General features: G+C 52.6%; 17 protein-coding genes and 3 pseudogenes. All 20 read left to right on the forward strand.

The genetic code is table 11. The features are described 5' to 3' along the window. The first annotated feature begins 77 nt into the window (after nucleotides 1–77). The 20 genes and pseudogenes from yfmF to QWV57_RS06245 all read left to right on the forward strand — a co-directional run bounded on the left by yfmF (nucleotide 78) and on the right by QWV57_RS06245 (nucleotide 21,776). On the forward strand, nucleotides 78–1,373 hold the full coding sequence (gene yfmF / locus QWV57_RS06150; RefSeq protein WP_015374444.1) for an EF-P 5-aminopentanol modification-associated protein YfmF: 1,296 nt from the start codon (nucleotides 78–80) through the stop codon (nucleotides 1,371–1,373). Beyond that, nucleotides 1,354–2,643 carry an EF-P 5-aminopentanol modification-associated protein YfmH gene (gene yfmH / locus QWV57_RS06155; protein WP_015374445.1) on the forward strand — a complete coding sequence of 430 codons (1,290 nt, stop codon included), beginning with the start codon at nucleotides 1,354–1,356 and terminating at the stop codon, nucleotides 2,641–2,643. The genes yfmF and yfmH overlap by 20 nt, the downstream gene beginning before the upstream one ends. A 54-nt stretch (nucleotides 2,644–2,697) precedes the next feature. Beyond that, nucleotides 2,698–3,414, forward strand: a complete 717-nt coding sequence (ymfI, locus tag QWV57_RS06160) for an elongation factor P 5-aminopentanone reductase (protein ID WP_015374446.1) — start codon at nucleotides 2,698–2,700, stop codon at nucleotides 3,412–3,414. 62 nt (nucleotides 3,415–3,476) lie between these two features. After that, the gene (locus tag QWV57_RS06165) at nucleotides 3,477–3,725 is read left to right on the forward strand and encodes a DUF3243 domain-containing protein (protein ID WP_011230790.1); all 249 of its coding nucleotides are present in this window, start codon (nucleotides 3,477–3,479) and stop codon (nucleotides 3,723–3,725) included. A 131-nt stretch (nucleotides 3,726–3,856) separates the two neighbouring features. Then, the gene (locus QWV57_RS06170) at nucleotides 3,857–4,648 is read left to right on the forward strand and encodes a DUF3388 domain-containing protein (RefSeq protein WP_015374447.1); all 792 of its coding nucleotides are present in this window, start codon (nucleotides 3,857–3,859) and stop codon (nucleotides 4,646–4,648) included. 27 nt (nucleotides 4,649–4,675) lie between these two features. Beyond that, a complete protein-coding gene (locus QWV57_RS06175) occupies nucleotides 4,676–5,569 on the forward strand; it encodes a helix-turn-helix domain-containing protein (protein ID WP_060788131.1) in 894 nt (297 codons plus the stop codon). A gap of 80 nt (nucleotides 5,570–5,649) precedes the next feature. Further along, nucleotides 5,650–6,228 (forward strand): CDP-diacylglycerol--glycerol-3-phosphate 3-phosphatidyltransferase, encoded by a 579-nt coding sequence (gene pgsA / locus QWV57_RS06180; RefSeq protein WP_011230793.1) that lies wholly within the window; start codon nucleotides 5,650–5,652, stop codon nucleotides 6,226–6,228. Between the two features lie 26 nt (nucleotides 6,229–6,254). Further along, the gene (locus QWV57_RS06185; protein WP_015374449.1) at nucleotides 6,255–7,499 is read left to right on the forward strand and encodes a competence/damage-inducible protein A; all 1,245 of its coding nucleotides are present in this window, start codon (nucleotides 6,255–6,257) and stop codon (nucleotides 7,497–7,499) included. A 177-nt stretch (nucleotides 7,500–7,676) separates the two neighbouring features. Next, nucleotides 7,677–7,964 (forward strand): annotated as a pseudogene (locus QWV57_RS06190) (recombinase RecA); the annotation flags it as partial. A gap of 1,024 nt (nucleotides 7,965–8,988) precedes the next feature. Next, nucleotides 8,989–9,072 (forward strand): annotated as a pseudogene (locus QWV57_RS18035) (hypothetical protein); the annotation flags it as partial. A gap of 710 nt (nucleotides 9,073–9,782) precedes the next feature. Beyond that, on the forward strand, nucleotides 9,783–11,690 hold the full coding sequence (locus QWV57_RS06200; protein ID WP_301101380.1) for a group II intron reverse transcriptase: 1,908 nt from the start codon (nucleotides 9,783–9,785) through the stop codon (nucleotides 11,688–11,690). A 185-nt stretch (nucleotides 11,691–11,875) separates the two neighbouring features. Next, nucleotides 11,876–12,550, forward strand: a pseudogene (gene recA, locus QWV57_RS06205) (recombinase RecA); the annotation flags it as partial. A gap of 374 nt (nucleotides 12,551–12,924) precedes the next feature. Next, complete coding sequence (rny, locus tag QWV57_RS06210) at nucleotides 12,925–14,481, forward strand: ribonuclease Y (RefSeq protein ID WP_011230797.1); 1,557 nt, start codon at nucleotides 12,925–12,927, stop codon at nucleotides 14,479–14,481. Nucleotides 14,482–14,582: 101 nt separating this feature from the next. Then, nucleotides 14,583–15,377 carry a TIGR00282 family metallophosphoesterase gene (locus QWV57_RS06215; protein ID WP_011230798.1) on the forward strand — a complete coding sequence of 265 codons (795 nt, stop codon included), beginning with the start codon at nucleotides 14,583–14,585 and terminating at the stop codon, nucleotides 15,375–15,377. Nucleotides 15,378–15,505: 128 nt separating this feature from the next. Beyond that, nucleotides 15,506–15,766: a stage V sporulation protein SpoVS gene (gene spoVS / locus QWV57_RS06220; RefSeq protein ID WP_003251598.1), complete on the forward strand. Its 261-nt coding sequence runs from the start codon at nucleotides 15,506–15,508 to the stop codon at nucleotides 15,764–15,766. Between the two features lie 92 nt (nucleotides 15,767–15,858). Beyond that, nucleotides 15,859–16,782, forward strand: a complete 924-nt coding sequence (locus QWV57_RS06225; RefSeq protein WP_033005061.1) for a dipeptidase — start codon at nucleotides 15,859–15,861, stop codon at nucleotides 16,780–16,782. 155 nt (nucleotides 16,783–16,937) lie between these two features. Further along, nucleotides 16,938–18,710 carry a 2-oxoacid:acceptor oxidoreductase subunit alpha gene (locus QWV57_RS06230; protein WP_015374451.1) on the forward strand — a complete coding sequence of 591 codons (1,773 nt, stop codon included), beginning with the start codon at nucleotides 16,938–16,940 and terminating at the stop codon, nucleotides 18,708–18,710. Next, nucleotides 18,677–19,543, forward strand: coding sequence for a 2-oxoacid:ferredoxin oxidoreductase subunit beta (locus tag QWV57_RS06235; RefSeq protein WP_011230801.1), 867 nt, complete (start codon nucleotides 18,677–18,679; stop codon nucleotides 19,541–19,543). Before QWV57_RS06230 ends, QWV57_RS06235 begins: the two co-directional genes overlap by 34 nt. Nucleotides 19,544–19,771: 228 nt before the next feature. Then, nucleotides 19,772–21,367 (forward strand): tRNA (N6-isopentenyl adenosine(37)-C2)-methylthiotransferase MiaB, encoded by a 1,596-nt coding sequence (miaB, locus tag QWV57_RS06240; RefSeq protein WP_013145701.1) that lies wholly within the window; start codon nucleotides 19,772–19,774, stop codon nucleotides 21,365–21,367. Then, on the forward strand, nucleotides 21,345–21,776 hold the full coding sequence (locus tag QWV57_RS06245) for a YlbF/YmcA family competence regulator (protein WP_011230803.1): 432 nt from the start codon (nucleotides 21,345–21,347) through the stop codon (nucleotides 21,774–21,776). The genes miaB and QWV57_RS06245 overlap by 23 nt, the downstream gene beginning before the upstream one ends. Nucleotides 21,777–21,863: the final 87 nt, after the last annotated feature.

Here is a 21,863-nt window from a genome sequence, read left to right on the forward strand (position 1 = left end):
ATATTGTTGATAAGACGCTTTACAATAAATGAAAGATAGTGCATATCTGCAAAGAGAAAAAGTAAGGAGGAGTTGGATTGGTCGACGAAAAAGTCACAGCGGTCGGACCGGTTCGCGTCCATACGATTTCGACCGATAAGTACAAAACGAACACGATCGTTTGGAAAATGAAGGCCCCTCTTGCTAAAGAGACGGTCACGCTGCGCGCGCTTTTGCCATACGTCTTGCAAAGCGGCACGGCCGACTATCCGAGCGTTAAGGCGCTGCGCACCTATTTGGATGAACTGTATGGGGCGACGCTGAACGTCGATTTAACGAAAAAAGGCGAACATCATATCATGACGATTCGCATCGATGTCGCCAATGAACGATTTTTGCCGGAGCAAACGCCGCTTCTTGCGAAAGCGTTTCAGTTCTTGGCCGATCTTCTGTTCCGCCCGGCGCTTGATGGCGGCCGGTTTGTCACTGACATTGTTGAGCAGGAAAAGCGGGCGCTCCGTCAACGCATTCAGGCGGTGTATGATGACAAAATGCGCTATGCGAACATGCGCCTTGTAGAAGAAATGTGCAAAGGCGAACCGTACGCCCTCTCTCCAAACGGCGAGCTTGAAGACGTGGACGGCATCACGGCGGAAGGGCTGTATCGCTATTATGAACGAGCGCTGGCCGAGGATGAGCTGGATCTATATGTCATTGGCGACGTGGCTGAAGAGGCGGTGCTCAATGCGGTGAAGCAGCGTTTTTCTCTGCCGGATCGTCCAAAGCGGGAGCGCGCATCGTCGGTTTCTGTCAAGCCGCAAGGGGAAGTTCGCGAAGTCATCGAGCGGCAAGACGTGAAGCAAGGAAAGCTCAACATCGGCTATCGGACAAATGTGACGTATGAAGATGACGATTATTACGCCTTGCAAATGTTTAACGGCATTTTTGGCGGTTTTTCCCATTCGAAGCTGTTCATCAACGTCCGCGAGAAGGCAAGCCTTGCCTATTATGCCGCCTCAAGGCTTGAGAGCCATAAAGGGCTTTTGATGGTCATGTCCGGCATTGAACCGGCCAACTATGAGAAGGCGCGCCGCATCATCGATGAGCAAATGCAGGCGATGAAAAACGGCGATTTCACAGATGAAGAAATGGCGCAGACGAAAGCGGTCATCCGCAACCAGCTGCTTGAGACGCTCGATACGCCGCGCGGGCTTGTCGAGGTGTTGTACCATAACGTCGTCTCAACGCGAAAGCGCCCGATCGATGAATGGATGGCCGGCACCGATCAAGTGACGCGCGAGGATGTGGTGCGCGTCGCTGACAAGGTGAAGCTTGATACGGTGTACTTTTTGACCGGAATGGAGGCGACGGAAGATGGAAAAACGGGTGTATGAGACGCTGCACGAAGAGCTGTTTTATGAAAAAATGGACAACGGCCTTGACGTGTACATTTTGCCGAAAAAAGGATTCAACAAAACGTATGCGACATTCACCACGAACTACGGTTCGGTCGACAACCAGTTCGTCCCGCTCGGTAAAACGGAGATGAAGCGCGTTCCGGACGGCATCGCCCATTTTTTGGAGCATAAGCTGTTTGAAAAAGAAGACGGCGACGTGTTTCAGCAGTTCAGCAAACAAGGCGCCTCGGCGAACGCCTTTACGACGTTCACCCGCACCGCCTATTTGTTCTCAAGCACCGACAACGTCGAGAAAAACTTGGAAACGTTGATCGATTTTGTGCAAAGCCCGTACTTTTCCGACAAGACAGTGGAAAAAGAAAAAGGGATCATCGGCCAGGAAATCCGGATGTACGACGATAACCCAGACTGGCGCGTCTATTTCGGCGCCATCGAAAGCATGTATCACAACCATCCGGTCAAAATCGACATCGCCGGCACAGTTGAATCGATCGCCCAAATTACGAAAGAGTTGCTGTATGAGTGCTACGAAACGTTTTACCACCCGAGCAACATGCTTTTGTTTGTCGTCGGCCCGGTCGATGAACAAAAAATCATGCAGCAAATCCGCGACAACCAGGCGAAAAAGTCGTTCCCGCAAGCTCCGGAAGTGAAGCGATTTGCGTATGAAGAACCGAGCGCAGTAGCGGAAAAGAAAAAAGTGATTCCGATGCATGTGCAGACGAACAAGTGCTTTGTCGGCATCAAAGCGCCGTCCGTTCCTGAAGCCGGCGAACAAAAACTTCGGCATGAGCTTGCCTTCCACGTCGCATTGGACTATTTGTTTGGAAAAAGCTCGCCGCATTATGAACGGCTGTACCGCGAAGGATTGATCGATGATACATTTATGTACGATTATACAGAAGAGCGCGGGTTCGGCTTCGCGTTGATCGGCGGCGATACAAGGGACGCTGAACGGCTCGCTTCGGAAATTCAAACGGTGCTGCTGTCGTTTTCGTCGGAAGCAGTCAAAAAGGAAGAGTTTGAACGGGTGAAAAAGAAAAAAATCGGCGCCTTTTTGCGCGCGCTCAACTCGCCGGAATACATCGCCAACCAGTTTACGCGCTACGCGTTTTACGGATCCAACTTGTTTGACATTTTGCCGGCGCTTTCATCCCTTGCCATGGACGATATCTCGGCGGTTGCCTCTTCTTGCTTCCGCGATTCGCAAATCGCGGTTTGCGAAGTCGTTCCAAAAGGGCAATAAGGCATCCTTCCTGAGAAGGATGCTTTTTTGCGGCAAAAAGGAGAGGATGGTTTCATGCGCTACGCCTTGATTACGGGAGCCTCTGGAGGCATCGGACAAAGCATCGCCCGTGTGCTCGCTCGGGAGGGGTACGGACTTTTTCTCCATTACTATCGGCGACGGGCGCCTGTTGAAGCGCTGAAAGAAGAGCTTAACGATGTGCATATTGTGCCGATTGAGGCCGATTTGTCGGCACCGGATGGGGTGGAAAAGCTCGTTTCGCAAATCGATCGCCCGGTTGATGCCATCGTTTACAACAGCGGTGCAAGCTATTACGGATTGTTGACCGACATGAACGATGAATTAATCGAGCGGATGGTGCGGCTTCACATGACAAGCCCGGTGTTGCTCATCAAAAGGCTGATCCCATCAATGGTGGCGAGAAAGCGCGGTCATATTGTGTTCATTTCCTCGATTTGGGGATTGTGCGGCGCTTCATGCGAGGCGGTGTACTCGATGACAAAGGGAGGGCAGAACGCGTTTGCCAAGGCGCTGGCCAAGGAGCTTGCCCCAAGCGGCATTCGCGTCAACGCTGTTGCACCGGGGGCGATTGATACCGATATGCTGCGGGTGTTTCGTCCTGAGGAGCTGGAAGCGCTCACTGACGAAATTCCAGCCGGCCGGCTCGGCACCCCGGATGAGGTGGCGGAAACGGTGGCGTTTTTGCTGTCTGATGGCGCTTCGTATATCACCGGCCAAGTCATTTCCGTCAACGGCGGCTGGTATTGTTGAACGTATATTTTCCGGTTCGGCAGGCAAACTATCCTTGAAACATTCAACAAGGAGGGATTGACATGTCGGTACTGGATAACTTTGAACAATGGAAAGACTTTTTGGCGGAACGTTTAGAACAAGCGCAACAGCAAGGATTGACCCAGCAAGTGATCACAGATGTCGCTTACCAAATCGGGGATTATTTGGCGAAACACGTCGACCCGAAAAACCCGGAAGAACGGGTGCTCGCTGATCTTTGGAGCGTTGCGGATGAAAAAGAGCAGCACGCCCTTGCCAACATGATGGTCAAGCTGGTCCAACAAAAATAATCACCCGGTAAAAGAGAGGGGCCTCCCTCTCTTTTTTCTTCCTCCTTTTCGGTTGCTTTTCCATTTATAATTATAGTAGTATGAACTTAGCATAAGGCGTTCGTGCGGACACCGGCAAGGGAGGAGACGGGATGGGCAAGCAGGAATGGTATTTGGAATATGAAATTCATGTCAACCGCCCGGGGTTGCTCGGCGACGTTGCTTCGCTGCTCGGTATGTTGTCCATTAACATCGTGACGATCAACGGTGTCCGGGATTCGCGCCGCGGCATGTTGCTTTTGTGCGACAATAACGAGCAAATTGAACGGTTGGCGACGATCTTGCGGACGATGGACAACATTACGGTGACGAAGCTGCGCCAGCCGAAGCTGCTCGACCGCCTCGCCGTCCGCCACGGCCGTTATATCCAGCGCGATGCCGATGACAAAAAAACGTTCCGCTTCGTCCGTGATGAACTTGGACTGCTTGTCGATTTTATGGCGGAACTTTTTAAAGAAAAAGGGCATAAGCTCATCGGCATCCGCGGGATGCCGCGCGTCGGCAAGACAGAATCGATCGTCGCCGCCAGCGTGTGCGCCAACAAACGATGGCTGTTTGTTTCATCGACGCTGATTAAACAGACGGTTCGCACGCAGTTGATGGAAGATGAGTATAGCGAGGACAACATTTTCATTATCGACGGCATCGTCTCAACGCGCCGCGGGAACGAGCAGCACTGGCAGCTCATCCGTGAGCTCATGCGCCTTGAGGCGACGAAAGTCGTCGAGCATCCGGACATGTTTGTTCGCCATACGGAATACACGCTCGATGATTTTGATTATATGATTGAGCTGCGCCATGAACCGGACGAAGATATTTCCTACGAAGCGATTGACCGCCCGTCATTGTTGGGCGATGACGGGTTTTCCGAATTTGGGTTTTAATTTAAAAAAAGTGGAAGGTGTTGGCCGTTGACGGAACTAGGAAAACGTTTGCGGGAAGCACGGGAAGAAAAAAAGATGAGTTTGGACGAGCTGCAGGAGATGACGAAAATTCAAAAGCGGTATTTGATCGGCATCGAAGAAGGCAACTATGCCATCATGCCTGGAAATTTTTATGTGCGTGCCTTCATCCGGCAATATGCTGAAGCGGTCGGGCTTGATCCGGATGAGCTGTTTGAACAGTATAAACAGGACATTCCCCAGTCTTATCAAGATGACATTCCGCAGACGCTGTCGCGCGTGAAGACGCACCAGCAACTGTCTGCCGAGGGGGCGAAATGGCTCGATTGGCTGCCGAAAGTGGTTGTCGCGGCGGTCGTCATCGGGGCGGCAGTCCTCGTTTGGGTGCTGCTCCAGCACGGCGCCGCAAATGAGCCGCCGACAAAGACAAGCCCAAAAACAGCGGAGGTCGAAAAGCCGAAACATTCGCCGCTTGAGCAAGCGAAACAAAAGCAGCCGGCGAAGGAAACGGACGAGAAGGCAACGAATGAAAACGGACAGCAAAATGAACAGCCAGCGCCGACTGGCGAAGAAGAACAGCCGGCTGCGGCGATGAATGTGACGGAAAAGCGCGGCAACACGGCGACGATTGAAGTCGAAAGCTCCGGCGCGTTTTCCATCGAGCTTTCATCCAAAGGAACGTCATGGGTCGAAGTATACAATACGAAAGGCCATACGTTTTACCGCGGCAACTTGACAAGCGGGCAGACGAAAACGTTCGATCTGTCGGCCGAAAGCGAAGTATGGGTGAAAATCGGGCGTACGCTGGACGTCGACATGAAGGTAAACGGCCAGCCGTTTGCCTATCCGTTTGCCCCGAAAGAGGAAGTATACCAAAAGCTGCATTTCGTGTTGAAGAAATGATGGAACAGGGCGCTTTTCCGCAGGAAGGCGCCTGCTTTTCGCACGGACTGAACGATGTTGAATGAGCGGAGGTATTTGTGGTGAACTTGCCGAATAAAATTACGGTAGCGCGCATTATGCTCATCCCGTTTTTCTTGATCGTGATGCTCGTTCCGTTCGGGTGGGGAAGCATCCAAATCGGCGGGACAGAGCTTCCGGTTGCCCATCTTGCCGGCGCGCTCATTTTCATCATCGCCTCAGCGACGGACTGGATCGATGGCTACTATGCCCGCAAATACGGGTTGGTGACGAATTTAGGAAAATTTTTAGATCCGCTTGCCGATAAATTGCTTGTGTCGGCGGCGCTGATCGTGCTTGTCGAGCTCGGGGCCGTTCCGGCGTGGATGGTGATTGTCATCATCAGCCGCGAGTTTGCCGTCACCGGCTTGCGGCTCGTGCTTGCCGGCGAGGGGGAAGTCGTCGCTGCCAACATGCTTGGCAAAATCAAGACATGGACGCAAATTGTCGCCATTTCCGCTTTATTGTTACATAACTTCCCATTCTCGCTCATTTCGTTTCCGTTCGCTGAATTGGCGCTGTGGGTGGCGGTCATTTTCACGATTTGGTCTGGCTGGGATTATTTTGCGAAAAACAGACATGCGTTTTCCCATTCGAAATAGCCGGCCGCAAAGGGGGAGAAAGTCTGTTGAACGCGGAGATCATTGCCGTTGGCTCCGAGCTGTTGCTTGGGCAAATCGCCAATACGAACGCCCAGTTTTTGTCGCAGCAGCTGGCGATGCTTGGCATTAACGTCTATTTCCATACCGTCGTCGGCGACAACGCCGGCCGCCTCGAACAGGCGGTGAAAACGGCGCAAACGAGAGCGAACCTCATCATTTTCACCGGCGGCCTCGGCCCGACGAAAGACGATTTAACGAAGGAGACGATCGCCCGTTTGCTTGGCCGCCGACTCGTGATCGACGAGGAAGCGCTCCGAGCGATTGAGGCGTATTTTGCCCGCACAAACCGGCCGATGACAGAAAACAATAAAAAGCAGGCGCTCGTCTTGGAAGGATCGACGGTGCTGAAAAACGAGCACGGCATGGCGCCAGGGATGGCGCTTGTGGCAGACGGCATTACGTACATGTTGCTGCCCGGGCCGCCGAAAGAAATGCGGCCGATGTTCAAAAAATACGGAAACGCCTTTTTGCGCCGTACGTTTTCGCTTTCCGAGCGCATCGAGTCGCGCGTGCTCCGCTTTTTTGGCATCGGTGAATCAGCGCTCGAGACGGCGATTGCGGATTTGATCGACGCCCAGTCGAATCCGACGATCGCGCCGCTGGCCGGCGACGGTGAAGTGACGCTTCGTCTGACAGCGAAGCATCAGGATGAGGCGGAGGCGAAGCGGCTTCTTGACGAAGTGGAAGCGGCCATTTTGGCGCGCGTCGGCCGCCACTGCTACGGATATAACGATGAAACGTTGTTTACAAAGACGCTCGAGCGGTTAAAAGAAAGAGGATGGACGATCGCGTCGGCCGAAAGTTTGACCGGCGGCCTTTTCCTCGAACAGCTCACCGCCATCCCCGGCGCGTCTCAAGTCGTGCAGGGCGGTGTCGTCTGCTACACAAACGGCGTCAAAGAACAGGTGCTTGGCATACCGCGCACGCTGCTTGAGGCAGAAGGGGCGGTGAGCGAGCCGTGCGCCCGTTTGCTTGCTGAAAACGTCCGCGCGATGTGCGATGCGGATATCGGCATCAGCTTCACCGGCGTCGCCGGACCCGATCCGCTTGAGGGCCACCCGCCCGGCACCGTGTATATCGGCATCGCCGTCCGCGGGCGCGATGCAACTGTCCACCGTCTGACGCTGTCCGGCACGCGTGATGCCATTCGCATCCGCACCGCCAAATACGGCTGTTTTTTTCTGCTTGAGATGCTCGCGGCCGACTGCTGATCGGCCGCCCCCTTCCTTCTCCATTCTCCACCGCACATCGTTTTTTCCACCGCATGAGTATGGCGATTGTTGCTAGTTTCTCCACCGAAAAAACGAATGGACGTTCGTTTTTTGCTTGGCAATGGCCGCAAAACGCGGTATAGTATAAGTAGTCCTAGAATAAGGAGGAGTAGGTTAGTGAACCAAGATCGTCAAGCTGCATTGGAGCAGGCATTAAAACAAATTGAACGACAGTTTGGCAAGGGGGCCATCATGAAGCTCGGCGAGCAAGTCGACCGCAAAGTGTCGGTCGTGCCGAGCGGTTCGCTGGCGCTCGACATCGCGTTAGGCGTCGGCGGCTATCCGCGCGGGCGGATTGTGGAAATTTACGGCCCGGAATCGTCCGGGAAAACGACCGTTGCCCTTCACGCGATCGCGGAAGTGCAAAAGCGGGGCGGGCAAGCAGCTTTCATCGACGCAGAGCACGGTGCGACCTGTTGCTGACTGAAGTATGGCGGAAACGCCGTGCGAAAAGTCAGCGGGACTGAGCATGAGTAGGTCCTAACTGCATCACCGAGAGCTCGGTGAAAATCCGAGACGGGAATGAAGGTTGGCATTCCCGCCCTAATACCCCGACGTGCGGTCATGGTGCGCAACATGGCTGTACGAAGCTCGGAGAGGACGGCGAAAAGCAGACCTGAGAAGCGGTTAGCGAAGTAGCCGGGGGTCCATAAAGCTCCTATGGCTAGAGAACGCATAGCGTTGGAACGAACCACCGGAAGTACGGCTCGTAAGGCGTGGGGCGCCGAAAAAAGAAGGCGCTCACCTCCTAAGTGAGGTTCAGCCCTGGATGAGGTATTCGTGTTTGCCGAGTCTGGATTGATCCCGTAGAGGATCTTTGCCTTGAGCCCTCCAACCATGGGCAGAAAGGCGGCTGACGGGTCAGAGGTGGAGCCTAAGGGAGCATGCAAGGATAGGTGATGCGGTACAGGTGAACCACCCCAGCGGATGCCAAGGGATGCGCATCCCGATGCCGCTAAGCAGGAGGAAATGACTGCTGAAGGGGTGGGGCAGCAGCCCGTAGTAGTGATGAAGCAGGGTAACTCCTGCGGAGCGAAGGGGCATAGTCGAGTACCCTAGGTTACTAACCCAGACAATGATTAGGAAGCCGTGAGGAAATCCGTAAGGGTTTCGGTGAGCAAAACTGACTAAAAACGTGTATGGTACAAATCCGCTAGAAAGGATTTGATACTATCAACCAAACGTTTCAAGAACTAATCATTCCTAGGTCGGAGCAGGAATTCCGCGACCTACAAGACAAGATGTACGCCATTACACAATAAGTAAACTCGAGGAATACAGAAAGTGCGTACACTAGTAAAGTCTAGAGCGGATTAGTAACCGGGGTACTCGATGGAACGCCGTGTGCGGGGAAACTCGCACGCACGGTGTGAAGCGGGGGAAAATAGCCCCTCCGGGTAATGCCGAGGGTGACTATTACCTATCGCTATCGCTCGACCCCATCTATGCACAAAAATTAGGGGTCAATATCGATGAATTGCTGCTTTCCCAGCCTGACACGGGCGAGCAAGGTGCGTCACGTTTCCGTATAAGTGCGTAGGCACGAAAGCGGAGTCCGATGGGAACATCGGGACAACTCTACAGCCGAGTTGGAAGGTGAAATTCCTTCCCGTGGTGATAGTCCTATATCCACGAGCCTGAGACTCCTGCATGCATTCCGGTGCACCCTCACCGGGATGTATGAAGCCAGGTGAAGTCGTAACCCAAGTAGCCTAAGGCCGCAAAATGTGGCTATGGCGAAAGTGGTGCGGGGCTCCTTAAAAGACGCCTATGGTGACGAAAGGAACCTATGCGTGAAGCTCGGTTACCGGTGCTCCCTGAAAAGGGACCATACAGGACGAACCACCGTGTCTTGTTTGCGGTGTTTCCTTTAACCGGCTGGCTTAGTTCGGTTACTGCTCTGATGGGTAGCGGACGTTCCAATCAGAGGTCCTGCCGAGTAGAGTAGGCACCTAAGGGCGTTCAAAAGAAGGGATAGGCTGTAGGGAACGTGAGAGGCCCCCTAAGGAGGAGACAGGGCTGGTCGATGATATCTTAGGGGGAGTCAGCGGTTCCATAGTAATGATGAAGGAGCGCCGTTTGAACCCCAAAGGCAACGATGGGGGAGGAAAAAACGCTCTGGAGTGAAGGGAACCAGCCGGGGCGGCAAAGTATCTACATGTTACGGCAAGCAGGCTAATTCATGGCACTTCCACCCAGTATTATAAAAAGGGAGAAAGGAGCATGAAGGTAAACAAACTTGTCGTAAAAAGCGAACAGGACTTGAGAAACTGCTTGGATCTTCTTTATCAAGAAGCTAAAAAGGGAAAACATTTTTACGGGATGCTTGAGTTGCTTCAAAATGATGTTGTCATTTTAGAAGCTATTCGCAATATTAAAAGCAATAAAGGTAGCAAAACGGCGGGGATTGATCAGAAAATAGTAGATGATTATTTGCTTATGCCAACGGAAAAGGTTTTCGGGATGATAAAAGCCAAACTCAATGACTATAAGCCTATACCAGTGAGAAGGTGCAACAAGCCCAAAGGAAATGCCAAAAGCTCAAAAAGAAAAGGCAATAGTCCGAATGAGGAAGGGGAAACGAGGTCCTTAGGAATATCCGCGGTGACGGATAGAATCATCCAAGAGATGCTCCGGATAGTGCTCGAGCCGATTTTCGAAGCCCAATTCTATCCGCACAGTTATGGGTTCAGACCGTATCGCTCCACCGAACATGCCTTAGCCTGGATGCTGAAAATCATCAACGGAAGCAAGCTGTATTGGGTTGTAAAAGGTGACATTGAAAGTTATTTTGATCACATCAATCATAAGAAGCTTCTGAACATCATGTGGAATATGGGCGTTAGGGATAAACGGGTACTATGCATCGTTAAGAAAATGCTGAAGGCGGGGCAAGTGATACAAGGTAAATTCTATCCAACCGCTAGGGGGATTCCTCAGGGAGGAATTATTAGCCCGTTGTTGGCTAATGTATATCTCAACAGCTTTGACTGGATGGTTGGCCAAGAATATGAGTATCACCCTAATAACGCAAACTATCGGGAAAAGAAAAACGCATTAGCGGCGTTAAGGAACAAGGGACATCATCCCGTCTTTTACATTCGTTATGCTGATGATTGGGTTATTCTTACGGATACGAAAGAATATGCGGAAAAAATAAGGGAGCAATGTAAGCAGTATTTAGCCTGTGAGTTGCACTTAACTCTATCGGATGAGAAAACGTTCATTGCAGATATCCGCGAACAACGGGTTAAGTTTCTTGGCTTTTGTATTGAGGCAGGAAAGCGGCGCTTTCATAAAAAAGGATTCGCCGCTAGAATGATTCCCAATATGGAAAAAGTCAATGCCAAGGTCAAAGAAATTAAGCGCGATATTCGATTGTTAAGAACGAGAAAATCGGAATTAGAGAAAGCCCTTGATATTGAAAACATTAACGCCAAAATTATAGGATTAGCCAATCATCTAAAAATAGGCATTTCCAAGTACATTATGGGCAAAGTAGATCGCGTCATTGAAGAGACAGCCTACCGCACCTGGGTTAAAATGTATGGGAAAGAAAAAGCGGCGCAATATAAAAGGCCTGTGTCAGAGTTTCACAATCGGATTGACAGACATAAAGGCTATCAAATGAAACATTTTTCTGTCGTCACAGAGGATGGCATAAGAGTAGGGATTACTCATGCAAAAATAACGCCTATACAGTATGCAACAGTATTCAAACAAGAAATGACCCCATACACTGCAGACGGCAGAAAAATGTATGAAGAAAAGCATAGAAAAATACGATTGCCAGATAAAATGAGTCTGTTTGATCACGATTCGATATTCATCTACATTTTATCTGAGCATAATGATGGGAAATATAATCTTGAATATTTCTTAAATAGGGTGAATGTATTTCACAGAGATAAAGGAAAATGCAAAATATGTGCTGTATACTTAAGTCCCGGTAACTTCCACTGCCATCATATTGACCCGAGTAAACCTTTAAGTGAGATCAATAAGACCGTTAATCTAGTTAGCTTATGCAACCAATGCCATAGGCTTGTCCATAGCAACCAAGAACCGCCGTTTACAGAACGAAAAATGTTTGACAAACTAACGAAATATAGGAACAAGCTGAAAATATAAAAGTCCTGTTCGCTGGAAGAATTGTAGGTGCTGCTGCCATGTCATCGCGAGGTGATATGGTGGAGAGATAGCCCAAAGGGGCTATCGAAGCTGTCCCGGTGGAACGCCGTGTGCGGGGAAACTCGCACGCACGGTGTGGGGTGGGGGAAAAGCCGGAGATTGCATCAAAGGCTTACCTATCACTATCGCTCGAAATCGCGGAAGCGCTCGTGCGAAGCGGCGCGGTCGATATTATCGTCATCGACTCGGTGGCGGCGCTTGTGCCGAAAGCGGAAATTGAAGGGGAGATGGGCGACGCCCATGTCGGCTTGCAAGCGCGGCTTATGTCCCAGGCGCTTCGCAAGCTGTCTGGCGCCATTAACAAATCGAAAACGATCGCCATCTTCATCAACCAAATTCGCGAAAAAGTCGGCGTCATGTTTGGCAATCCGGAAACGACGCCGGGCGGGCGGGCGCTCAAGTTTTACGCTTCCGTCCGCCTAGAGGTGCGCCGCGCCGAGCAAATTAAGCAAGGCAATGATATGGTCGGCAACAAGACGAAAATTAAAGTCGTCAAAAACAAAGTTGCGCCGCCATTTAAAACGGCTGACGTCGACATTATGTACGGCGAAGGCATTTCCCGCGAAGGGGAAATTCTCGACATGGCGTCCGAATTGGACATCGTGCAAAAAAGCGGTTCGTGGTATTCGTACAAAGACGAGCGGCTTGGCCAAGGGCGGGAAAACGCGAAGCAATTTTTGAAGGAAAACCCGCACATCGCCGATGAGATCGCCCGCGCCATCCGCCAGCATTACGGCATCGACGTTGAAGAGGGAACGAGCGAACCGCAGCAAGACGGGTTCGGATTGCTTGAAGAATAACGGCACAAGGCGTCCTGGCAAGTGGCTGGGGCGCCTTTTTCCATCCGTCCGGCCTGCCAAGGAGAGCGATAAGCCTAAAAAGGACGGCGGGCGGAACGGTCTTGTTCCGTTGTCATCCTCTAGGCGCGTCGGTGTAATATCTTGACAATTCCTATTGCCGCCTTTACAATGAACATGTATATTTGTCCATACGCGCGGCAGGGCCATACGCCCGCCCGCTGCGGCGGACCGCCTTCGTGCGGAAGGCTGCGCGGGTCGATTGTGATGCCAAGCGACTGAGCTAATGGATTGAAAACGGGAATGTCCATCTGCGCCGGTCATGGCGGTGAGAAGAGAGAACGAAAGGAAACCGAACAGCAAGAGGAGGTGAAACGATGGGTTCGATCATCATCTCCGCTTTGCTTGCCTTAGTCATTGGTGCCGTTGTTGGCTTTTTTGTTCGCAAATCGATTGCCGAAGCGAAAATCGGCGGGGCGAAAGCCGCTGCCGAACAGCTGATTGAGGAGGCGAAACGCGAGGCGGACGCCTTGAAAAAAGAGGCGCTTCTCGAAGCGAAAGACGAGATTCATAAACTGCGTACGGAGGCGGAGCGTGATATCCGCGACCGGAGAAGCGAGCTCCAAAAACAAGAAAACCGCCTGATGCAAAAGGAGGAAAATCTCGACCGCAAAGATGAAGCGCTCAACAAACGTGAGGCGTTGCTTGAGGCAAAGGAAGAAGCGTTGAACGAAAGACAACAGCATATTGAACAAATGGAAAGCAAAGTGGAAGCGCTCGTCAAACAACAACAAGCCGAACTTGAACGCATTTCCGGCCTGACGCGCGACGATGCCCGCCAGCTCATTTTAGAGCGCGTTGAGAAAGAGCTGTCGCATGAGATTGCGATGATGATCAAAGAGGCGGAAACGCGGGCGAAAGAGGAGGCAGACAAACGGGCAAAGGCGATTTTGTCGCTTGCCATCCAACGTTGCGCCGCCGACCATGTCGCCGAAACGACGGTTTCCGTCGTCAATTTGCCAAACGACGAAATGAAAGGGCGGATCATCGGGCGCGAAGGGCGGAACATCCGCACGCTCGAGACGTTGACCGGCATCGATTTGATCATCGACGATACGCCGGAAGCGGTCATTTTGTCCGGATTTGACCCGATTCGCCGCGAGACGGCGCGCATCGCGCTCGATAAGCTTGTGCAAGATGGCCGCATCCATCCAGCGCGCATTGAGGAAATGGTCGAAAAGGCGCGCCGCGAAGTGGATGAGCATATCCGCGAAGTCGGCGAACAGACGACGTTTGAAGTCGGTGTTCACGGCTTGCATCCGGATTTGATCAAAATTTTAGGGCGGCTCAAGTTCCGAACGAGCTACGGACAAAACGTGCTGAAACATTCGGTGGAAGTGGCGTTTTTAGCCGGACTGATGGCGGCCGAGCTTGGGGAGGACGAAATGCTGGCGCGCCGGGCCGGCTTGCTTCATGACATTGGCAAAGCGATCGACCACGAAGTGGAAGGAAGCCATGTGGAAATCGGCGTTGAGCTGGCGACGAAGTATAAAGAACATCCGGTCGTCATCAACAGCATCGCTTCCCACCATGGCGATACGGAACCGACGTCGGTCATCGCTGTGCTCGTCGCGGCGGCCGATGCGCTGTCGGCGGCGCGGCCGGGAGCGCGCAGCGAAACGCTGGAAAACTATATCCGTCGTCTAGAGAAGCTTGAAGAAATCGCCGAATCGTACGAAGGCGTGGAAAAATCGTACGCCATTCAAGCTGGACGTGAAGTGCGCATTATGGTCAAACCAGATATGATCGACGATTTGGAAGCGCACCGGCTGGCGCGTGACATCCGCAAACGAATCGAAGAAGAGCTCGATTACCCGGGCCATATTAAAGTGACGGTCATCCGCGAAACGCGGGCGGTCGAATACGCGAAATAAAGTGGCTATTGCCACTTTCTTTTTTTGTGCGTAAAATAGGAGGGTATAGCGATGCGGAGATAGATGCAAGGCGATATGTTTCGTTTAGAAAGGGATCAAGGATGAGAATTTTATTTATCGGCGACGTCGTCGGTTTGCCGGGGCAAAAAATGGTGGAGCACTATTTGCCAAGGCTGAAGGAAAAACATCGGCCGGACGTTGTTGTGATCAACGGCGAAAACGCCGCCGGCGGGAAAGGAATCACCGAACCGATTTACCGGGCGCTTCTCGCTTGGGGGGCTCATGTGATCACGTTGGGCAATCACGCATGGGACAAACGCGATATTTTTGAGTTTATCGATCAGGCGAAGGCGCTGATCCGCCCGGCGAATTACCCGCCCGGCACGCCGGGAAAAGGCATCGTCTTTGTGCCGACCGAGCATGGCGAAGCGGCGGTCATCAATTTGCAAGGGCGAGCGTTTTTGCCGGCGATTGACTGCCCATTTCAAAAGGCGGACGAGCTGATCGCCGCCGCCTCCGCGCGCACGCCGGTCATCATCGTCGATTTCCATGCCGAGGCGACGAGTGAAAAACAGGCGATGGGCTGGTACTTAGACGGCCGCGTATCCGCGGTCATCGGCACGCATACACACGTCCAGACGGCCGATAACCGCATTTTGCCAAGAGGGACGGCGTACATTACCGACGTTGGCATGACCGGTCCATACGACGGCATTTTAGGCGTCGATCGAGAGGCGGTGCTGCGCAAATTTTTAACCGGCCTGCCAGTTCGTTTCGACGTCAAGGAAGGACGAAGCCAATTGAATGCCGTCTTTGTTGATGTCGACGAAAAAAGCGGACGGGCGTTTCGAATTGAACGGTTGATCATTAACGATGACCACCCTTATTTTGAATAGTCCATCTTTTAAAAATTTTTTAAAATGTCCTCCTCCCATGCAGGAATAGTTGTCGAAACAGTGAATATAGTTACAATGAAGACCTTTTACCGAAATCATTTTCCAAGGAAACGAGGGAGGAGCTAGGAATGGAAATATTAAAAGTTTCAGCAAAATCGAATCCGAACTCTGTAGCTGGTGCACTTGCCGGGGTGCTGCGCGAGCGCGGCGCAGCGGAAATTCAAGCGATCGGCGCAGGTGCATTGAACCAAGCCGTTAAAGCAGTAGCGATCGCACGAGGGTTTGTGGCACCGAGCGGCATGGACTTGATTTGCATTCCGGCGTTTACGGATATTATCATCGACGGAGAAGAGCGGACAGCGATCAAATTGATTGTCGAACCTCGTTAACTGGATGATCAGACAATGGCGGCTATAACCTGTTGGCGCCTTCGGCTGCGAAGGCAGGCAGGTTATTTTTGCTTTTTCAAGGGGGGAACGGAATGATCTTCGATGCCCATTGCGATGTGTTGATGAAGTTATGGCAAGATCGGTCTCTGTCGTTTTACGACGGAGCTTCGCTTCACGTCACTCTTTCCGGGATGGCGGAAGCAGGGGTGAAAGTGCAATGCTTTGCCATCTACATACCGGAAACGGTGCCGGAGGAAGCCCGGTTCACTGTTGCGCTGGAGATGGTGGACATCTTCTTTGTCCGCATTATCGATGCGTTTCCGTCTGTGAAGTTCGTGCGGACGAGACGGGATATCGCCGCCCTTAAAAAAGAGGAAGTCGGCGCCATGTTGACGCTGGAAGGGTGCGACGCCATCGGCGCCAACCTTGTCAAGCTAAAGACGCTCCTTCGCCTCGGCGTCGCTTCCGTAGGGTTGACATGGAACTTCCCGAACGCTGTCGCTGACGGAGCGTGGGAGAAGCGCGGCGCCGGGCTGACGGCGTTTGGCCGGCAAGTCGTTGCGCTTCTTAATGAAGCAAAACGATGGGTCGATGTGTCCCACTTATCGGAGAAAGCGTTTTGGGATGTCATCGAGATGGCTCGGTTCCCCATCGCTTCCCATTCCAACGTGCATCGTCTATGCCCGCATCCACGCAACTTAACCGACGAGCAGATCAAAGCGTTGATCGAAAAAGACGGCATGATCGGCATTAATTTCGTTCCGTATTTTTTGACGGCGAAGAAAAACGAGGCGATGATCGCTGATGTGCTTCGCCATCTCGACCATATATGCGCGCTCGGGGGGGAAAACAACGTCGGGTTTGGTTCCGACTTCGATGGCATCACGGAGACGGTCGCCGGCCTTGGAACGGTAAGGGAATATGCGCGGCTTGTCAACGAGTTGTACAAGCATTACTCCACCGAGCAAGTATCCCGCTTTTTATTCGGCAACTTCTACGCCCATTTGCCGGAGTGACGAATATCACGGAGTATCGGCTCTGCGTATCCTAGAATAGAAGACAGGGCATCGGCGGCGCCGGCTGAAAAAGGCGTCCAAAATGGTAGTTTCCTTGTCAGAAAAGTGGTACAATAGTAGCGAAAGGCTGGAGTGAATATAAAGGGGTGTAATGCATGATCGAACAGCTGTCATGGAAGGTGGGCGGCCAGCAAGGGGAAGGAATTGAAAGTACAGGGGAAATTTTCTCCACAGCGCTGAACCGCCTCGGATATTACTTATATGGATACCGCCATTTTTCTTCACGCATCAAAGGGGGTCATACGAACAACAAAATTCGCGTCAGCACAAAACCGGTGCGGGCGGTCGCTGATGATTTGGACATCTTGGTGGCGTTCGACCAAGAGACGATCGACTTCAACTTCCACGAGCTGCGTGACGGCGGCATCGTCATGGCGGACGCCAAATTCAATCCGGTGATTCCGGAAGGAAAAGGAGTGGCGCTTTACGCCGTTCCGTTCACCGATATCGCCACACAGCTTGGCAATCCGCTGATGAAAAACATGGTTGCCATCGGCGCGACAAGTGCGGTGCTCGATTTGGACGCCGCCGTGTTCGAAAGTGTTGTTGTGGATACATTTGGGCGCAAAGGGGCGCAAGTCGTTGAGAAAAACATGGAAGCGATTCGCGCTGGAGCGCAATATATGAAAGAGCAGCTCGATGGTTCGACGAAAACGATGAAACTAGCCAAAGCCGACGGCAAACGGCGAATGTTCATGATTGGCAACGATGCCATCGCCTTGGGCGCCATTGCCGGCGGGGCGCGCTTTATGGCCGCCTATCCGATCACCCCAGCTTCGGAGATTATGGAGTATTTGATTAAAAAGCTGCCGGATTTTGGGGGCGCGGTCATCCAGACAGAAGATGAAATCGCCGCCTGTACGATGGCGATCGGCGCCAACTATGCGGGCGTGCGGGCGTTCACCGCTTCGGCCGGACCCGGGTTGTCGCTTATGGCCGAAGCGATTGGGCTGGCCGGGATGACGGAAACACCGCTTGTTGTCGTCGATACGCAGCGGGGCGGTCCAAGCACCGGCTTGCCGACAAAGCAAGAGCAGTCGGATTTGCTCGCGATGATCTATGGCACGCACGGGGAAATTCCCAAAATTGTCATGGCGCCAAGCACGGTCGAAGAAGCGTTTTACGATATGGCGGAAGCGTTCAACTTAGCCGAGGAATACCAATGCCCGGTCATTTTCCTGTCGGATTTGCAGCTGTCGCTCGGCAAGCAGACGGTTGAGCCGCTTGATTACGATCGGATCGAGATCCGCCGCGGCAAGCTGATGAATGGTGAACTGCCGCCGCTTCCGGACAAAGACAACTTCAAACGGTATGAAATCACGCCGGACGGTGTTTCGCCGCGGGTGCTGCCGGGAACAAAATACGGCATCCACCATGTCACCGGGGTCGAACACGCCGAAACAGGCCGCCCGTCAGAGACGGCGGCAAACCGCCGGGCGCAAATGGAAAAACGGATGCGCAAACTTGAGCACATCCACTTCCCGACGCCGGTGCACAAACAACTCCGCCACGAAGAACCGGATTTGCTCCTTGTTGGCTTTTTATCGACGCGCGGAGCCATTGAAGAAGCGATGGAGCGGCTCGAGCAAGATGGCGTCAAAGTCAACCATGCGCACATCCGTCTGCTTCATCCGTTCCCGGTTGACGACGTGCGGCCGCTTGTCGAGAAAGCGAAACGAGTCGTCGTCGTCGAGCAAAACGCTACCGGGCAGCTGGCGAATTTGTTGAAAATGAACGTCGGGCACGCTGATAAAATCGCCAGCGTCTTAAAATTCGACGGCAATCCGTTCTTGCCGGGCGACGTCTATACTAAATGCAAGGAGTTGTTAGCGCAATGGCCACCTTTAAAGATTTCCGCAATGATGTGAAACCGAACTGGTGTCCGGGGTGCGGCGACTTTTCCGTGCAGGCCGCCATCCAGCGCGCGGCCGCCAATCTCGGGTTGGAGCCGCACGAACTCGCGGTCATTTCCGGGATCGGCTGCTCGGGCCGCATTTCCGGCTACATTCACTCTTACGGCTTTCACGGCACGCACGGCCGCGTTTTGCCGCTGGCGCAAGGAGTGAAAATGGCGAACCGCGATTTGACGGTCATCGCCGCCGGCGGGGATGGCGACGGATTCGCGATCGGCATGGGGCACACGGTTCATGCCATTCGCCGCAACATCGACATCACATACATCGTCATGGACAACCAAATTTACGGGTTGACGAAAGGACAAACATCGCCGCGCAGCGCTGCCGGCTTCCAAACAAAAAGCACGCCGCACGGGTCGATCGAGCCGGCTTTGTCGCCGCTCGAGATCGCGTTAAGCGCCGGAGCGACGTTTGTCGCGCAAGGTTTCTCAAGCGATTTAAAAGAATTGACAAGCTTGATTGAGGAAGGCGTCAAGCATAAAGGCTTTGCGCTCATCAACGTCTTCAGCCCGTGCGTGACGTACAACAAAGTGAATACGTACGAGTGGTTCAAAGAGCGGCTCATCAAGGTGAGCGACATCGAAGGATACGACCCGTCCGACCGGGAGATGGCGATGCAGACGGTCATGAAATACGATGGTCTCGTCACCGGGATCATTTATCAAAACAAAGAACAAAAGTCGTACCAAGAGCTTGTGCCAGGCTACAGCGAGGCGCCGCTTGCCGAGGCGGAGCTGAAAATGAGCAAAGAAAAGTTCGCCGAACTCGTAGCAGAGTTTATGTAAAAATGGAAACCATTTGCACCCGATGGAGGCTTGCCTCATTGGGTGTTTTTTGTTATCATGACATGTTCCGGTCCTCCGGAACAAACCCCATTGTGTTTCCTTGCCGCTCGCGATATACTATGGTAGTGTGTGGTTGGAAGAAATTTGCCGAGGCGAGGCCGGCTGCACAGGAAAAGGCGGCCGCTCGTCCCGGATGATCGAATGATTTTGTGAAGAAAGGAGATTGCTATGAACGAAAAACAACGTTTGGAGCAAACGGGACAAATCAAAACCGAAAGCCATCCAGCGGACAGAAAATCCGCCTTGGACCGGCTGAAAGAAAAAACGACGAAAGACTATGAGAAATATTTCACGAGCGTGTTTCTCCCGCCGAATTTAAAAGAGGCGAAGAAACGCGGCAAAGAGGAAGTCAAGTACGTCAAAGACTTTGCGATTCCTGAAGAGTTTCGCGGCATGGGGCGCGGACGGAAGTTTTACATCCGCACGTATGGCTGTCAAATGAACGAGCACGATACGGAAGTGATGGCCGGCATTTTCATGGCGCTCGGCTATGAGCCGACCGACCGTCCGGAAGAGGCAAACGTCATTTTGCTCAACACGTGCGCGATCCGTGAAAACGCGGAAAACAAAGTGTTTGGCGAGCTCGGCTACTTAAAGCCGCTCAAAACGACGAACCCGGACTTATTGCTCGGCGTGTGTGGCTGTATGTCGCAAGAAGAATCGGTTGTCAAGAAAATTTTAAAACAATACCAATACGTCGACCTCATTTTCGGCACGCACAACATCCATCGCCTGCCGTACATTTTGCATGAGGCGTACATGTCGAAAGAAATGGTCGTCGAAGTATGGTCGAAAGAGGGCGACGTTGTTGAAAACTTGCCGAAAGTGCGCAAAGGGAAGATTAAAGCATGGGTCAACATTATGTACGGCTGTGACAAGTTTTGCACGTACTGCATCGTCCCGTACACGCGCGGCAAAGAGCGAAGCCGCCGTCCGGAAGACATCATCCAAGAAGTGCGCCAGCTCGCCGCCCAAGGCTATAAAGAAATTACGCTCCTTGGGCAAAACGTCAACGCTTACGGAAAAGATTTCACCGACATCCAGTACGGCCTTGGCGATTTAATGGATGAGCTGCGCAAAATTGACATTGCGCGCATCCGCTTCACAACGAGCCATCCGCGCGACTTTGACGACCGGCTCATCGAAGTGCTCGCCAAACGCGGCAACTTGGTTGAGCATATCCATCTGCCGGTGCAATCGGGCAGCACGGAAATTTTAAAAATGATGGGCCGCAAATATACGCGCGAGGAGTACTTGGAGCTCGTTCGCAAAATCAAAGCCGCCATTCCGGATGTCGCGTTGACGACGGATATTATCGTCGGCTTCCCGAACGAGACGGACGAGCAGTTTGAAGAAACGCTGTCGCTTTACCGTGAAGTCGAATTTGACTCGGCCTACACGTTCATCTATTCACCGCGCGAAGGCACGCCGGCGGCGAACATGAAGGACAACGTGCCGATGGAAGTGAAAAAAGAGCGGCTCAAGCGTCTCAACGACCTTGTTCAAGAAATCGCGGCCAAGAAAATGAAGCAATACGAAGGGCAAGTCGTCGAAGTGCTTGTGGAAGGCGAAAGCAAAACGAATCCGGATGTATTGGCGGGTTATACGCGCAAAAACAAGCTCGTCCACTTCGTCGGCCCCAAATCGCTCATTGGCCAATTGGTCAACGTGCGCATTACGCAGGCAAAGACGTGGACGCTGACGGGCGAGCTAGTCAATGAAGCGATCGAGGTGAACGAACATGGCAAAATATACGCGGGATGATATCTTGGCCCAGGCGAAGCAGCTGGCGAAAATGATCGCCGAAACGGAAGAAGTCGACTTTTTCAAACGAGCGGAAGAAAAAATCCACCAAAACGAAAAAGTGCGCACGTTGATCAACGAGCTGAAATCGCTGCAAAAGCAAGCGGTCAACCTTCAGCATTACGGAAAACATGAAGCGCTGAAACAGGTTGAGGCCAAAATTGACGCCATTTACGAAGAGTTGTCGCAAATCCCGATCGTCAGCGAATTCCAGCAGTCCCAATCCGATGTGAACGACCTGCTTCAGCTCGTCGCCTCGACGATTTCGAATACGGTGACCGATGAAATTCTCGCTTCGACGGGAGGCGACGTGCTGCGCGGCGAAACCGGCGCCGCGCTTCGCTACAACAAACACGGCGGCTGCCATTAATGGCATGCGGCTCAAAAGCGTCCTTTGGGGGCGCTTTTTTTCTTATGGGCGCGCTCTCCCTTTCCCCGAACCGCGGGCGGCTATCTG

Source organism: Geobacillus zalihae, assembly GCF_030414215.1.
GTDB classification, from domain to species: Bacteria; Bacillota; Bacilli; order Bacillales; family Anoxybacillaceae; genus Geobacillus; species Geobacillus zalihae.

Excerpts from the sequence above, each read along its gene's own strand:
- yfmH (WP_015374445.1), top strand. The coding sequence starts at position 1,354 with ATGGAAAAACGGGTGTATGAGACGCTGCACGAAGAGCTGTTTTATGAA.
- ymfI (WP_015374446.1), top strand. The coding sequence starts at position 2,698 with ATGCGCTACGCCTTGATTACGGGAGCCTCTGGAGGCATCGGACAAAGC.
- QWV57_RS06165 (WP_011230790.1), top strand. The coding sequence starts at position 3,477 with ATGTCGGTACTGGATAACTTTGAACAATGGAAAGACTTTTTGGCGGAA.
- QWV57_RS06170 (WP_015374447.1), top strand. The coding sequence starts at position 3,857 with ATGGGCAAGCAGGAATGGTATTTGGAATATGAAATTCATGTCAACCGC.
- QWV57_RS06200 (WP_301101380.1), top strand. The coding sequence starts at position 9,783 with ATGAAGGTAAACAAACTTGTCGTAAAAAGCGAACAGGACTTGAGAAAC.
- rny (WP_011230797.1), top strand. The coding sequence starts at position 12,925 with ATGGGTTCGATCATCATCTCCGCTTTGCTTGCCTTAGTCATTGGTGCC.
- QWV57_RS06215 (WP_011230798.1), top strand. The coding sequence starts at position 14,583 with ATGAGAATTTTATTTATCGGCGACGTCGTCGGTTTGCCGGGGCAAAAA.
- spoVS (WP_003251598.1), top strand. The coding sequence starts at position 15,506 with ATGGAAATATTAAAAGTTTCAGCAAAATCGAATCCGAACTCTGTAGCT.
- QWV57_RS06225 (WP_033005061.1), top strand. The coding sequence starts at position 15,859 with ATGATCTTCGATGCCCATTGCGATGTGTTGATGAAGTTATGGCAAGAT.
- QWV57_RS06230 (WP_015374451.1), top strand. The coding sequence starts at position 16,938 with ATGATCGAACAGCTGTCATGGAAGGTGGGCGGCCAGCAAGGGGAAGGA.
- QWV57_RS06235 (WP_011230801.1), top strand. The coding sequence starts at position 18,677 with ATGGCCACCTTTAAAGATTTCCGCAATGATGTGAAACCGAACTGGTGT.
- miaB (WP_013145701.1), top strand. The coding sequence starts at position 19,772 with ATGAACGAAAAACAACGTTTGGAGCAAACGGGACAAATCAAAACCGAA.
- QWV57_RS06245 (WP_011230803.1), top strand. The coding sequence starts at position 21,345 with ATGGCAAAATATACGCGGGATGATATCTTGGCCCAGGCGAAGCAGCTG.